At 62.7% G+C, this 13,337-nt stretch carries 13 protein-coding genes; 3 read left to right on the forward strand and 10 right to left on the reverse strand.

Annotation, left to right across the window (positions count from 1 at the left end; genetic code table 11):
- Window positions 1-9: 9 nt before the first annotated feature.
- The gene (locus KEM63_RS00270) at window positions 10-846 is read right to left on the reverse strand and encodes a BON domain-containing protein (protein WP_223653862.1); all 837 of its coding nucleotides are present in this window, start codon (window positions 844-846) and stop codon (window positions 10-12) included.
- Between the two features lie 280 nt (window positions 847-1,126).
- Here KEM63_RS00270 and KEM63_RS00275 point away from each other — a divergent pair, with 280 nt between their 5' ends.
- Window positions 1,127-1,693, forward strand: coding sequence for a DUF4136 domain-containing protein (locus KEM63_RS00275; RefSeq protein ID WP_223653864.1), 567 nt, complete (start codon window positions 1,127-1,129; stop codon window positions 1,691-1,693).
- Window positions 1,694-1,715: 22 nt separating this feature from the next.
- On the opposite strand, the gene KEM63_RS00280 is transcribed toward KEM63_RS00275, so the two are convergent.
- The 4 genes from KEM63_RS00280 to KEM63_RS00295 form a co-directional block, all read right to left on the reverse strand.
- Window positions 1,716-2,264, reverse strand: a complete 549-nt coding sequence (locus tag KEM63_RS00280; protein ID WP_223653866.1) for a cupin domain-containing protein — start codon at window positions 2,262-2,264, stop codon at window positions 1,716-1,718.
- Between the two features lie 112 nt (window positions 2,265-2,376).
- Window positions 2,377-3,450 (reverse strand): alanine racemase, encoded by a 1,074-nt coding sequence (gene alr / locus KEM63_RS00285; RefSeq protein ID WP_223653868.1) that lies wholly within the window; start codon window positions 3,448-3,450, stop codon window positions 2,377-2,379.
- A 91-nt stretch (window positions 3,451-3,541) separates the two neighbouring features.
- A complete protein-coding gene (locus KEM63_RS00290) occupies window positions 3,542-3,898 on the reverse strand; it encodes a RidA family protein (protein ID WP_223653870.1) in 357 nt (118 codons plus the stop codon).
- The gene (locus KEM63_RS00295) at window positions 3,873-5,171 is read right to left on the reverse strand and encodes a D-amino acid dehydrogenase (RefSeq protein ID WP_223653872.1); all 1,299 of its coding nucleotides are present in this window, start codon (window positions 5,169-5,171) and stop codon (window positions 3,873-3,875) included. The genes KEM63_RS00290 and KEM63_RS00295 overlap by 26 nt, the downstream gene beginning before the upstream one ends.
- Window positions 5,172-5,323: 152 nt before the next feature.
- On the opposite strand from KEM63_RS00295, the gene KEM63_RS00300 reads away from it, so the two are divergent.
- Window positions 5,324-5,818: an Lrp/AsnC ligand binding domain-containing protein gene (locus KEM63_RS00300; protein ID WP_223653874.1), complete on the forward strand. Its 495-nt coding sequence runs from the start codon at window positions 5,324-5,326 to the stop codon at window positions 5,816-5,818.
- Window positions 5,819-5,877: 59 nt separating this feature from the next.
- The gene (locus KEM63_RS00305; RefSeq protein WP_223653876.1) at window positions 5,878-7,173 is read left to right on the forward strand and encodes an NAD(P)/FAD-dependent oxidoreductase; all 1,296 of its coding nucleotides are present in this window, start codon (window positions 5,878-5,880) and stop codon (window positions 7,171-7,173) included.
- A gap of 7 nt (window positions 7,174-7,180) precedes the next feature.
- Here the strand turns inward: KEM63_RS00305 and KEM63_RS00310 are convergent, their stop codons facing one another.
- The 5 genes from KEM63_RS00310 to KEM63_RS00330 all read right to left on the reverse strand — a co-directional run bounded on the left by KEM63_RS00310 (window position 7,181) and on the right by KEM63_RS00330 (window position 13,335).
- Window positions 7,181-8,518 carry a ribonuclease J gene (locus tag KEM63_RS00310; RefSeq protein WP_223653878.1) on the reverse strand — a complete coding sequence of 446 codons (1,338 nt, stop codon included), beginning with the start codon at window positions 8,516-8,518 and terminating at the stop codon, window positions 7,181-7,183.
- Window positions 8,519-8,578: 60 nt separating this feature from the next.
- Window positions 8,579-9,808, reverse strand: a complete 1,230-nt coding sequence (locus KEM63_RS00315; protein ID WP_223653880.1) for a nucleoside recognition domain-containing protein — start codon at window positions 9,806-9,808, stop codon at window positions 8,579-8,581.
- An 18-nt stretch (window positions 9,809-9,826) separates the two neighbouring features.
- On the reverse strand, window positions 9,827-10,693 hold the full coding sequence (locus KEM63_RS00320; RefSeq protein WP_223653882.1) for an N-acetylmuramoyl-L-alanine amidase: 867 nt from the start codon (window positions 10,691-10,693) through the stop codon (window positions 9,827-9,829).
- 63 nt (window positions 10,694-10,756) lie between these two features.
- Window positions 10,757-12,409, reverse strand: a complete 1,653-nt coding sequence (locus KEM63_RS00325; protein WP_223653883.1) for a GGDEF domain-containing protein — start codon at window positions 12,407-12,409, stop codon at window positions 10,757-10,759.
- A gap of 53 nt (window positions 12,410-12,462) precedes the next feature.
- Window positions 12,463-13,335, reverse strand: coding sequence for an endonuclease/exonuclease/phosphatase family protein (locus KEM63_RS00330; protein WP_223653885.1), 873 nt, complete (start codon window positions 13,333-13,335; stop codon window positions 12,463-12,465).
- Between the last annotated feature and the right edge of the window lie 2 nt (window positions 13,336-13,337).

Genomic DNA, 13,337 nt, shown 5'->3' on the forward strand with positions numbered 1-13,337 from the left:
ACTTGAAGATCAGTCGCGTACGGTCAGGTCCTGCGCATTCACCTCGGTCACGCCGCGAATATCCTCCGCGGTCCTGATCACCTGTTCCCTCTCCGCGTCCGACTCGACCGTTCCGGCAAGCCGCACCCGGCCACCCTGGGTATCGACCGAAATGCTGGTGCCGCTCAGGTTGCGGCTGAACAGCAGGCTGGACTTCACCTTGCTGGTCACCCAGGCGTCGCTCAGCGCGTCCCCTGCGGAATGTGCCGCGTTCTGCGCAGTACCTGTAAAATCTGACCCGGCCATGTCGCTGACGTTCAGCTGATTGCGGATTTCGCGCGCCTGATCGGTATCTTCTGCGATGCGACCGGCGAGCTCGCGGGTTTCCTCCGAGTCGACCTGGCCACTGAGCGTGACCACACCGTTTTCACTCCTGACCTTGATGTCCAGCCCCTGCGTGCGGCGGTTCCAGAGCAGTTTCGACTTGATCGTTGCAGTAAGGGTGGCATCGTCGACGCGTCCACCCAGGCCGCGATCGCGCTCATCGCCACGTCCGGATTGCTGATCCACCTCCAGACGGTTGTCGACCTGATTGATGCCATCGACTTCCCGAGCGACCTGCTCGGCCAGCTCCCGATCCACCTCCGAATCAACGGTACCGGTGAGGATGGCGGTATCGCCGCTGACATCCACGTCTATCCGGAACGGGCTCAGGTTTCTGTTTACCGCAATGGCGGTCCATACGGATCCCTGCTGGCGGGCCTCGGTCAGTTGCTGGCGCAGATCGGCATCTTCGGCACCAGCTCCCGCAGTGACCGCGAGGGCGCCGGCCACGGCGAGGGCGACGAGGGAATGTTTGAGATTCATCACCGGCTCCTTTTCTGCATGATGAGGATGTCTCCAGCAACGCCCGTGCCAGCTGCATCAGCGGAAAAAAGCCAGGAGAAACAAAGGTGTGCGTCAGGTGCTCAGGCCGACCAGCATGCAATCTGCACGATCGGCGGGGCAGCGGCGATGCGCTTTGCACGAGCACATCGAGGCGATGCAACAATTCAATTGGTCAGGAGGCAGGCGGGAACTAAAGAATGCTGGGAACCACGAATATACAGGTGTCCCGCTCTGCTCAGGCAGTCATTCGGAGTATCCCATGTTACGCATGACCCTCTTGTCCGCCGCCGTCGTATTGCTCACTGCCTGCCAGACTACCCAGCCGCAGCGTGACTACGACGGATCGCGCAATTTTGCCGACTATCGCACCTGGGCCTGGTCCGAGCCGGCAATCAACTTCAGCCCTGCCAATGACCCGCGCATCAGCAGCGACCTGGTCGCGCAACGACTGCAGGATGCGATCGCTGCCCAGCTGGATGCCCGAGGGTTGCGTCCTGCGGCTTCGCCAGAGCAGGCCGACCTGAAAATTCGTGCCGACATGATCATTGACGAGCGCGAACAGATGGTGACCACCAACTATGGCGTCGGCCTGGGTACCGGGTACTGGGGCGTATGGGGCGGCGGGCCGGTGATGAGTGAAACACGTTCGATGAACTACCAGACGGCTACGCTACAGATCGACATGATCGACGCTGACGACAATCAGCTTGTCTGGCGCGGAAGCAGTACCGACGTGGTGCGCGATCGCAGCCAGACACCGGCCGAACGAACCCGTGCGGCTCACGAACTGGCCGGCCGCGTGCTCACAGGCTATCCACCGAACTGAGTGGATAGCTGACCGGCTGTGGCTAGAAGTTCGCCGGCGTGGTGGCGCTGATCAGCAGGCAGGGCTCGTCGAACGGATTGCGGAAGCGGTGTGGCTGGCTGCTGTCGAAGTAGTAGCTGTCCCCGGTTTCCAGGATGTACGCCTCCCCGTTGACGGTCACTTCCAGCCGCCCGCTGACCACGGTGCCCGCTTCTTCTCCCTCATGGTTGAGCATGTCCGTACCGGTATCGGAACCGGGCGGATAGGTTTCATTGAGAAAGGCAAATGCACGGTTAGGGTGGCCTGTACCGACCAGCTTCATGGTCACTTCGCCGGAGCCTATGTCGAGCAGCTCGTCAGCCCGGTAGATGACCTTGCGCTGGCTGTCGTGCTCGACTTCGAGAGAGAAGAAGTCCACCAGGGACATGGGGATGCCCGACAGCACCTTTTTCAGCGAGCTCACCGACGGACTGACGCTGTTCTTCTCGATCATGGATATGGTGCTGTTGGTAACCCCTGCACGCTTGGCCAGCTCTCTCTGGGACAGACCCTTCATTTTTCTTATCGCTTTCAGACGCGCACCCACATCCAAGGTCGGGATCCTCCGGGACGGCTGCGAACAGCCGGATGGTGAGACAAATGTCGATTCAGTGCGGGGATAATTGCACGGCTGTGCAGAATTTTCAACGCGCGAACGATACCGTTCAGTCGGTATACAGGCGCCTGACACGATTGAGATTGCAGAACAGCTGATAGGCGATGGTACCTGCGTGCGCTGCCACTTCGCTGGCGTTGAGCCCATTTCCCCACAAGCGCACGGGCGTGCCGAGCCCGGCCTGTGGAAGATCGGTCAGATCAACTGTCAGCATGTCCATCGACACCCGGCCGATCAGCTCGGTTCGCTGCCCGCCCACAAGGACCGGCGTGCCGTCGGGAGCATGGCGCGGATAGCCATCGGCGTAACCCATGGCGACCACACCGATTCGCGTCGCACGTCGAGTGACGAAACGCGAGCCGTAGCCGATCGGTTCGCCTGCCTCGACCTGACGTACTGCAATGATTCTGGAGTTCAGCTGCATCACCGGCTGCAGGTTCTGCGCGTCTGGCTGCGCAAATTCAAAGGGGGTGGCGCCATACAGCATGATGCCCGGGCGTAGCCAGTCGCCGTGCGCGGCGGGCCAGGCGAGCACGCCCGGCGAGTTGCATAGGCTGGCCGGACCGCCGAGCGCATCTGTGGTGCGGTGAAAAACCGCCAGCTGCTCTTCGGTTCGGCCGGTTTCCGGCTCGTCGGCGCGAGCGAAATGGGTCATGCGCGTGAGCGAGGCGACATTCGCGCTGCGTTCCAGGCTGCGCCATATCGCCGGGTATTCTTCCGGCGTGAAGCCGACCCGATGCATTCCCGAGTCGAGCTTGAGCCAGACGTTCAGCGGGCGCGCCAGCTGCACCTGCGCGAGGTCGGCAAGCTGCCCATGGTGATGAATGACGACCCATAGATCGAGCTCGACGATCAGCTCCAGCTCCAGGGCCTCGAACCAGCCCTCGAGCAGCAGGATGGGTTTGCTGATACCCGCTTCGCGCAGCTCGAGCGCTTCCTCGATGCAGGCGACTGCGAAGCCGTCGGCCTGTGCCTCGAGCGCTCGCGCACAGGGCACTGCGCCGTGCCCGTAGGCGTTGGCCTTGATCACCGCCAGCGCTCGCGCGGCCGGCGCCAGGGAACGAGCCAGCTGATAGTTGTGGCGCAGTGCAGAGAGATCGATAAGAGCGTGGGCTGGGCGCATGGTCGGATCTTGAGAGCAGAGTGGGGCCGAGCGGTCCCGAGTAGCGCTAGCCTATCAGACCCGCTGGCTCACGAGGAGCACGCCGGATGAGCTAGATCGCTGCGATGACGGACATTTCGACGAGTAGCTCCGGCTCGCACAGCAGCGTCTGCACTGTCGCCCGCGCCGGTGCGGTTCCCTCGGGCAGCCACTGGTCCCATACGCTGTTCATCGCCTCGAAGTCGGCCTCGATGTCCTTCAGAAAGATGGTTACCGAGAGGATGCGTGTTCTGTCGGTCCCCGCTTCGGCCAGCAACCGTTCGATCGCCGCCAGCGTGCTGCGGGTCTGGGCCGCACAGTCCGCATTCAGGTCATCGTCGTCGGCGACCTGGCCCGCCAGATATACGGTGTTCTGATGAATGACGATCTGGCTCATGCGCTTGTTAGTGTGCAGACGCTGGACGGACATGCCGGCGGGCCTCCTTCGGTCGAGAGTAACGGTCGATGCCCAGTCCTTCGGTACGGATGGCGGGCTTGTTGTCGCTCAGCAGATCAGCCAGGAGCTGTCCGGATCCGCAGGACATGGTCCAGCCCAGCGTACCATGGCCGGTGTTGAGCGACAGATTGGACAGGCTGGTCGCGCCGATGACCGGCGTGCCGTCCGGGGTCATGGGCCGGAAGCCGGTCCAGAAGCTGGCCTGACTAATGTCGCCTGCGCCGGGAAACAGGTCGCCGACGACCATTTCCAGCGTCTCGCGTCGCTTGTCCAGCAGCCTGTTGTCGAAGCCGGTCAGTTCGGCCATCCCGCCGACGCGTATGCGTGAGGCGAAGCGCGTGACGGCCACCTTGTAGGTCTCGTCCATGATGGTCGAGACAGGCGCCCGCGCGGCGTCGATCACCGGCAGGGTCAGCGAGTAGCCTTTCACCGGATACACCGGCAGATCGATGCCCAATGGACGCAACAGGGCGGCGGAGTAACTGCCCAGGGCCAGCACGTAGTGATCTGCGCGCAGCACCTGATCGGCGAGGCGAACGCCGGTGATCCGCTTGCCGTCGCTGAGCAGGCCACTTATGTCGGCGTTGAAGCGAAACTCGACTCCCAATGCTTTGCACTGCTCCGCGAGACGGCTTGTGAACAGGTGGCAATCGCCGGTTTCATCCCCGGGGAGCTGCAGGCCGCCCACAATGCGATCACTGCTGTCAGCCAGACCCGGCTCGGCTTCGACGCAGCCGGCCCGGTCAAGGAGCCGATAGGGAACATTGCAGCGCTTGAGCACGGCAATGTCCTTGGCCGCTGCGTCGAGCTGCTTTTGCGTACGGAAGAGCTGTAGGGTGCCCAGTTGTCGGTGTTCGTAATCGACGCCGCTGTCACGGCGCAACTCAACCAGGCAATCGCGACTGTACTCGGCCAGACGCATCATCCTTTCCTTGTTGACCGCATAACGCGCTGCGGTGCAGTTACCCAGCATCCGCGCCATCCAGCGGTACTGCTCGGCTTCGGCGGTCGGCCGAATGGCCAGCGGCGCATGCCGTGCAGTCAGCCAGCCCACTGCCTTGAGCGGCACGCCCGGCGCCGCCCACGGAGCAGAATAGCCGGGGGAGATCATGCCTGCGTTGCCAAAACTGGTCTCCAGCGCTGGCCCGGGCTGGCGATCGATGACCGTCACCTGGTGGCCTGCTCTGGCCAGATACCAGGCGCTGGTCACGCCGATTACACCGCTTCCGAGGATCATCACGTGCATGGATAGGCTCCTGACCGGCCCACTTGATTGAATGACTTGCCCTGCTGGGCGATATCACTATTCTAGGAGCGGCAGGACTTGCGAAATTCGCGAATAAAAAAGCGTTTTACGGTGAATCGCTTTGGAAACCGAGCTGGAAACAGGAAAAACCCATGAAAACCCGCCGAGCCTCCAGCCGCGAGCTGGACAGGATCGATCTGAACATCCTGCGGATCATGCAGGCCGAAGGACGTATCTCCTACGTTGAGCTGGGCGAGCGGGTCGGCCTGTCCACCACGCCCTGCATGGAGCGCGTCAAGCGGCTCGAGCGAGAGAAATTCATCGTTGGTTATGGTGCCCGACTCAATCCGCAGAAGCTGCAGGCCAATCTGCTGGTATTCGTCGAGATCAGCCTTGCCTCGAAGTCGGCAGACATCTTCGATGATTTTCGCCGTGCCGCTATCAAGCTGCCGCATGTGCTGGAATGCCATCTGGTCTCAGGCGACTTCGACTACCTGATCAAGGCGCGCATTTCGGAGATGGCGTCATACCGTAAACTGCTCGGTGACATCCTGCTCAAGCTGCCGGGGGTGCGAGAATCGAAGAGCTATATCGTCATGGAAGAACTCAAGGAAACGCTGGCCATCCCTATACCCGAGGATGATTAATCGCTAAGCTCTGTAAAATTTTATTTACATTCTTGAACAGATCCTGAACGGAACCGCCTGTGCTGACCCATACGCCTGATCATGCCCCGTCCTACTACGCTGCATCCAGTAACCGCCACCTTGCGCTACCTGCGCTGGAAGGTGACGTGCAGGTCGATGTCTGCATTGTCGGGGGCGGCTTCACCGGCCTCAATACCGCTATCGAGCTGCGTCAGCGCGGTCTGTCCGTTGCCTTGCTGGAGGCGCACCGTGTTGGCTGGGGCGCCAGCGGGCGCAACGGCGGCCAACTGATTCGCGGCGTCGGCCACGATCTCGACCAGTTTGAAAAAACCATCGGTCGCGACGGCGTGCGCGATCTCAAGCTGATGGGTATCGAGGCGGTGCAGATCGTCCGCGAGCGTGTGCAGGCGTTCAATATCGACTGCGATCTGACCTGGGGCTACTGCGATCTGGCGAACAAGCCGGCGCATCTCGAGCACTTTCGCGCCGATCGCGAGGAACTCATCGAGCTTGGCTACGCACATGACCTGCACATCATCGAACCTGACCAGGTGAACAGCGTGGTAGGGTCCAATTGCTATGTCGGTGGCATGACCGACACCGGCTCGGGCCACCTGCATCCTCTTAATCTGGCGCTCGGTGAAGCTCAGGCGGCGATTGATCTTGGTGCCCGGCTGTTCGAGCAGTCGCAGGTGACGCGCATCGACTTCGGCCCCACGGTCACCGTGCATGCTGGCCGCGGCCGGGTTCGCGCCGGTCAGCTCGTGATCGGCTGCAATGCCTACATCGGCTCGTTGCATCCTCAGCTCAGCAGTACGGTTATCCCGGCGGGGAGCTACGTCATCGCCACCGAGCCGCTCGGCGAGGAACGCGCCGCACGTCTGATACCGCAGAACATGGCGTTGTGTGATCAGCGGGTGGCGCTGGACTACTACCGGCTTTCCGCGGACCGTCGGCTGCTGTTTGGCGGCGCATGCCATTACTCCGGTCGCGACCCGGCCGATATCCAGGCGTACATGCGACCGAAAATGCTCAGGGTGTTCCCCGAGCTGGCCGACGTGCGCATCGAGTACCAGTGGGGCGGGATGATCGGCATCGGCGCCAATCGACTGCCGCAGATCGGCCGGCTACCGGAGCACGGCAATGTCTTCTATGCGCAGGCCTATTCCGGTCACGGGGTCAACGCTACGCACCTCGCCGCACGGATACTCGCCGAGGCGGTGAGTGGTCAGGCGAGCCGCGGGTTCGACCTGTTCAGCAGGGTGCCGCACATGCACTTCCCCGGTGGCCAGCGCTTCCGGGCGCCGCTGCTGGCGATGGGCATGGCCTGGCAGCAGCTCAAGGAGCTGCTCTAGCTGCCGGTCAGTTCTGTTTGACCTCCCGCAGGCCCCATTGCATGTCGGCCACCCGCGCCGGTTGGGCGGACAGGTCGATCAGGTCGCCATTGGCGGGCACCATGCCCTGCATGCCCAGGCTCCGGGCGAAGTCCAGATGCGCTTGCTGATGATAGATTTCACCGTGTACGGGCAAGAGATATCGCGCTTTCAGCCAGCCATACATTCGCCGCAGGTCTTCCTGTGGCGGATGGCCGGATGAATGGATCGGAGCCATTTCATCATCGATGATGTTCACACCCTGCTCGGTCAGTCCGCGCCGGATACGCTCCAGCGCTTCCTCGTTTCCCGGAATCAGTCGCGATGAGAACAGCACGGTATCGCCTTCTTCCAGGGACAGATGCGGATGGCTGCCACTGGCCAGTCGTCCCAGCGCGGCAGCGGGTTCGCCCTGACTGCCGGTACAGATCCAGAGCTGCTGCTCGCGCGGCAGATAGCCCAACTCCCAGGGACCGATGAAACCGGGCCTGGGACTCAGGTAGTTCAGTGCCCGACCGGCGCTGTGCATGGTCAGCAGGCTGCGGCCGAGCAACCCGGCATAGCGGGCAGTGTCGAAGGCGATCTCTGCCAGACTGTGCAGGCGTGCCAGGTTGCTGGCAAAACAGGTGACGATGACCCGTTTGCGGCAGGCGCGAATGGTATCGAGCAGTCCGTTCTGCACGTCCGATTCCGAGCGACTCATACCGGGCACCGGCGCGTTGGTGGAGTCACCGATCACGGCGTGAACGCCGCTTCTGCCAAGCGCCTGCAGTCGACTCTGCGCTGTCAGCCCGCCCACCACCGGTGCCGGATCGAGCTTCCAGTCGCCGCTGTGGTAGATGCGCTTGCCGGCGGCCTCGATGACGATGCCATGGGACTCCGGAATGGAGTGCGTCACGGGAATCCATTCGGCCTGAAAGTGGCCGATTCCAACAGGCTCGAGCGGGCGGATCTCCTTGAGCTGCGGCCACTGCAGGGACGGGTCGAGCTTGTTGCGTATCAGGTGCGCGGCGAACGGGCTGGCGTAGAGGGGGCAGTTCAGCTGCCGCCACAGATGCGGTATCGCGCCGATATGATCCTCATGCCCGTGGGTTATCAACACGGCCGACAGCTGAATATCATGCTGCTCGAGCGCTGCCAGGCTGGGGACGGACATGATGTTGCTGCCACTGGCGGTGGACTGCAGGGCGAACCCGCAGTCGACGGCTATCCATTGGCCTGCCGAACCATACAGGTAGAAGTTTGCGCCGAACATGCCGGCGCCTCCCAGGGCAACGAAGAACGGGCCGGGCTGACGGTGAAGCTGATCGAAACGGGGTGCTGGCATGGCGCTGTCCTGTCCGAAGTCTTTGAGAACAGCTTAACAGATGGGCTGCGGCTGCCCTGCTCAGGCAAAGAACCAGTAGCAGACGCCAATCGCCGCCAGCATGCCGGCCAGATCGGCAAGCAACGCACATCCCAGCCCGTGGCGTACGCGGCGGATGCCTACGGCGCCAAAATAGACCGCCAGAACGTAGAAGGTGGTTTCGGTACTGCCCTGGAACGTTGCCGCCAGCAGCGCGGGGAAACTGTCCACGCCGTGGGTGTTCATCGTCTCGATCATCATCGCCCGCGCACCGCTGCCAGACAGCGGCTTGATCAGGGCGGTCGGCAATGCATCGACAAAGCGTGTGTCCAGCGCCATCGAGGTGGCCAGCCAGCGTATGGCATCGAGAATGGCATCCAGTACGCCGCTGGCGCGCAGCACCCCGACGGCTACCAGCATGGCCACCAGGTACGGCAGCAGCGACACGGTAAAGCTGAAGCCTTCCTTCGCACCGTCGATGAAGGTGTCGTACACATTCACCTTGCGCAGCCAGCCGACCAGCAGAAACAGCATCACAATGCCGAACAGGGTCAGGTTGCCGACGAGCGTCGACGTCGCGGCAAGTGCCTGCGCAGACATCCCGGCCAGCACCGCAAGCAGCGCGCCGAGGGCCAGCGCACCGCCCACCAGGTAGGCCAGTACCACCGGCTCCCACACCTTGAGGCGTTGCATGAGCGCGACGCTGAACAGGCCGGTCAGGCTGGAGGCGGTGGTCGCCAGCAAAATTGGCAGGAATACGGCGGTCGGATCAGCCGCGCCCTGCTGCGCCCGGTACATGAAGATGGTGACCGGCAGCAGCGTCAGCGAGGAAGCATTCAGCACCAGAAACAGGATCTGCGCGTTGCTCGCGGTGTCGCGGCTGGGGTTGAGCGTCTGTAGCGAATGCATGGCCTTCAGGCCGATCGGCGTGGCCGCGTTGTCCAGCCCCAGCACATTGGCTGCGAAGTTCATGGTGATGTGGCCCAGCGCCGGATGGCCGCTCGGTACCTCGGGCATCAGGCGTCGGAACAGGGGATTCAGAACGCGAGCGAGCAGGTCGATCAACCCTGCCTTTTCGGCAATCGCCAGCAGGCCCAGCCACAGCGTCATGGTGCCTATCAGGACAATGATGATGTCGACGCTCAGCCGCGCCATGTCGAACAGCGCCGCCACCAGCCGGCTGAACACCTCGGTATCGCCTGCTCCCAGCCACTGCCACAGGGCGGCGGCGAAGGCGGCGATGAAAAAGCTCAGCCAGATTCCGTTAAGCATGGTGCATCCTGCTGGGGGTCATGGTTCGCGCGGCAATTGCCGGCAGGGGTCGGTTTCTGCTGGAGCCAGCGCCGGTCCGCACCAGTGCGGGGAGGCGACCGCGGCGGGCACGAGCGCGGCCAGAACGGCTGCGGTCTGACTGTCGGGCTGACCGTCGAAACGCGCGGGACGAAAGCGCATCTGGAACGCTGCAATGACGTTGCGCAGCGCCGGGTCTGCTTCGCCTTCCGGGGTGGTCGGCGACACGGTATAGCCGAAGCGGGTCAGCGCGTCGGCGAACCAGGCCAGCGGTGGCGTGCGGCCGGCCAGATGGTCCAGATGCAGCTGAACGTCGGCGGTCTGCGGCCAGACGGCTACCCCTGCGGCGGCCAGCGCCTGCCAGGGAAACAGTGGGCCAGGATCGAGCTTGCGTTGTGGCGCGACGTCGCTGTGGCCGATGACGCGGTCAGCGGTCAACTGGTGACGCTGCAGAATATCCCGCAGCAGCATGATCAGCGCTTCGATCTGTTCAGGCTCCCAGGGATGCCAGAGCCGTCCCTGAGGTGAGTCGGTATAGCCGGGATGCACGAGTTCGATGCCGATGGAACTGGCGTTGAGCCAGGTTCGCCCCTGCCAGCTGCTGTCACCGGCATGCCAGGCGCGACGGTTCTCGTCGACCAGCCGGTAGACGGTCGCCGGGCTCTGGTCGATCAGGTAATGACTGCTCACCGGTCCGCGGGTCAGGGTGCCCAGCGAGCGCTCGAATCCCGAGGAGGTGTAATGCAGGACGATGTACTGGACCCGACTGTCCTGGCTGTCGGAGGTATGACGGCTGTCGATGACCAGTCCGCGAGCGCAGCCGGCCAGCAACAGTACTGCCAGTGATAGAAGAACGAGACGCTTCACCAGGCCCTCGGAGCGATCGAATGAGGCGCTCAGCCTAGCATAGCGACGGCCCTGCGGACGAAGTCAGACGGCTTTGACGATGCGATTGCGTCCGGCTTTCTTCGCCTGGTACATCGCCTGGTCGGCGCGGTCGAACACCTTGTCGAGCGAGTCACCGGCATTGAACTGGGTGAAACCCAGTGAAATGGTGATGGTCACCCGCTCAGCCTTGAAGTGAAACGGGCATTGCTCGATACCCGAGCGCAACTCGTCGAGCACCAGCGCCCCCTGCTCGACCGTGGTGCCAGGCATCAGCAGGACGAACTCCTCGCCCCCGAAACGCCCGATGAAGTCGGTCTTGCGCAACCGTGCAGACAGCTGATGAGCGATGAGTCGCAGCACCTTGTCGCCGGCGAGGTGACCGAAGCGGTCGTTGATGGTCTTGAAATGATCCACGTCCAGCACGGCTAGGAGCAGTTCGCCCCCGTAGCGATGCCAGCGGTCGAACTCTTCCTCCATGCGCTTCTGCAAGCCTGCCCGATTCGCCAGGCCGGTCAGGTTGTCGAGCATCGCCCGTTGGCGTTGCTCATCGAGATGCTTGCGGAATGTCTGCGCTTCGACTTCCATCACCTGAATGCGCTCGATCATTGAGCGTAAGCGGCTGGAGGTTTCCTCCTCCTGATGTTCTCGCGACGAGCGTGCGCGGTCGACATCGAGCAGCAGCGCATCAAGCTTGGACTCGACAGTGGCTTTCAATGCTTCGAGGTCGGTGGCCTGGCGAACGTCCCCATGCAGCTCGGCGACCTGCGAACGAATCGCCACCTCGAGCTCCTTGCCAGACTCGAACGACCCCAGACAAACGTCATGGGCGGCTTCAAGGTTGCCCTGGAACTGCGCGAGTCGTCTGTTCAGCTGTTGCAGGTAGCGTTCGAAGTCCTGCTGGCGCTTCTGCTGGGCGTTGAGCACGAGCAGGGTGAGCTCGTCGAGCACGGCAGCCAGCTCATACCAGTTCAGGCCCTGGCTCACCTGCTCGCGCAGCCGCTCGCAACGATTTTTCTCATCGTCCAGAACCTGCAGCTCGGCGAGCAGATTGATCAGGATGGTTTCGATGTGCCCGGCGACCTGCGAATACTGCTGTTCTTCGCCGCCCACGGGACGGCCTGCTGGCAGGGACGTGGCCGCAGCGTCGGGTTCGGCATCCGGCGTCTGCTCGGGGACTGCCGTGGATGACAGGCTCTGCACGTCGCTGCGCTTGAACAGGCGCGCCAGCAGGCCGCGGTTTTCCGCACCTGATGGAACCTCTAGAACCAGCTGCTGGACGAGGGCCAGTTCTTCGAGCAGTGCAGGGATCTGATTGGCGTATTCAATGGGAGCATCGAGTTGTTTCTGCAGTTGCCTCAGCGCCTGCGCAGCCGATCCGGCGGGATGGCGACGCTGCAGGTTCTGCGCCAGAGTCTGGAGATGCCGGGCAATCTGGGACAGGCGTTCCTGGCGCTCGGCGTCGGCCTTGAGCACGGCGTGTTCCAGTTCCGGCATCAGGTCGGCGAGCAGATGGGTAGGGGCGTCGGCTCTGAGTGAACCTCTCAGCTCCCGCAAACGGCGGTCAAGCAGCGGGTCGAGCCCGTCCGCAGCAATACTGATGCGAACCAGGCTGCGCTTTAGGAGTTCTTCATGATCGGCGAGTTGATCCATGGCTTCCTGCCCTGATTGGACAACGTTGTTTCTGGGGTCCGACATGGATGCTCCTGCACGCTGTACCCCGCGGATTATAGAGCAAATCCGGACCGGAGCTAGCGCTTAGTCTCCCGCGGCCGGCACATCTGGTCGGGCAGACGGATATGCATGGCTACCGGCAAATGGTCGGATATCGGGTGTGGCAGCACCTCGACCTGCTCGATCGAGAGGCTCGGGCTGAGAAGGATATGGTCGAGCATCCGCGCCGGCTTCCAGCTCGGATAGCTGCCTGGCAATGATGCAGTATGCAGGCCACTGCCACGCAGCGGCGAGCGCTCCAGCAGGTCCTCGGCATGGGTGTTCATGTCGCCCATCAGCACCACGTGTTGATGATCTGCCACGCGCTCGCGGATGTACGCCAGCTGGTTGTTGCGCGTACGCGGACTCAGCGCCAGATGCATCATCACTACCAGTAAGGAGTCCTGACCCTGACCGAAACTGGTCAGGATCGCGCCTCGGCCCGGGAGCATGCCCGGCAGCTTGTGATCCTCGACCAGCTCCGGCGCGAAGCGGCTGAGCAAACCATTCGAGTGCTGGGCGAAGCGACCAAGATTGCGGTTGAGCTGTTGGTACCAGTACGGGAATTGCCCTTCCCTGGCCAGATGCTCCACCTGATTGACGTAGCCCGAGCGGATGCTGCCGCCGTCGACTTCCTGCAGCGCCACCAGATCGAAATCGTTGAGCATGCGGGCGATCTGACCCAGCGTTGCCTGGCGGCGGGCATGTGGCAGGAAATGCTGCCAGCTACGAGTGAGATAGTGGTGGTAGCGCTGAGTGTTGATGCCCACCTGAATGTTGAAGCTGAGCAGACGCAGCACATTCGGCAGCGTCTGTTCACAGGATACCCAGTTGGGATTGGTACGCAGGCACGCCGGCGCCATCGAACCATGGGTAGAACGCCGGACAGGGATATTTCCCGCTGAAATCATGG

Origin of the sequence: Halopseudomonas nanhaiensis, from assembly GCF_020025155.1 — a bacterium.
Taxonomy (GTDB): domain Bacteria; phylum Pseudomonadota; class Gammaproteobacteria; order Pseudomonadales; family Pseudomonadaceae; genus Halopseudomonas; species Halopseudomonas nanhaiensis.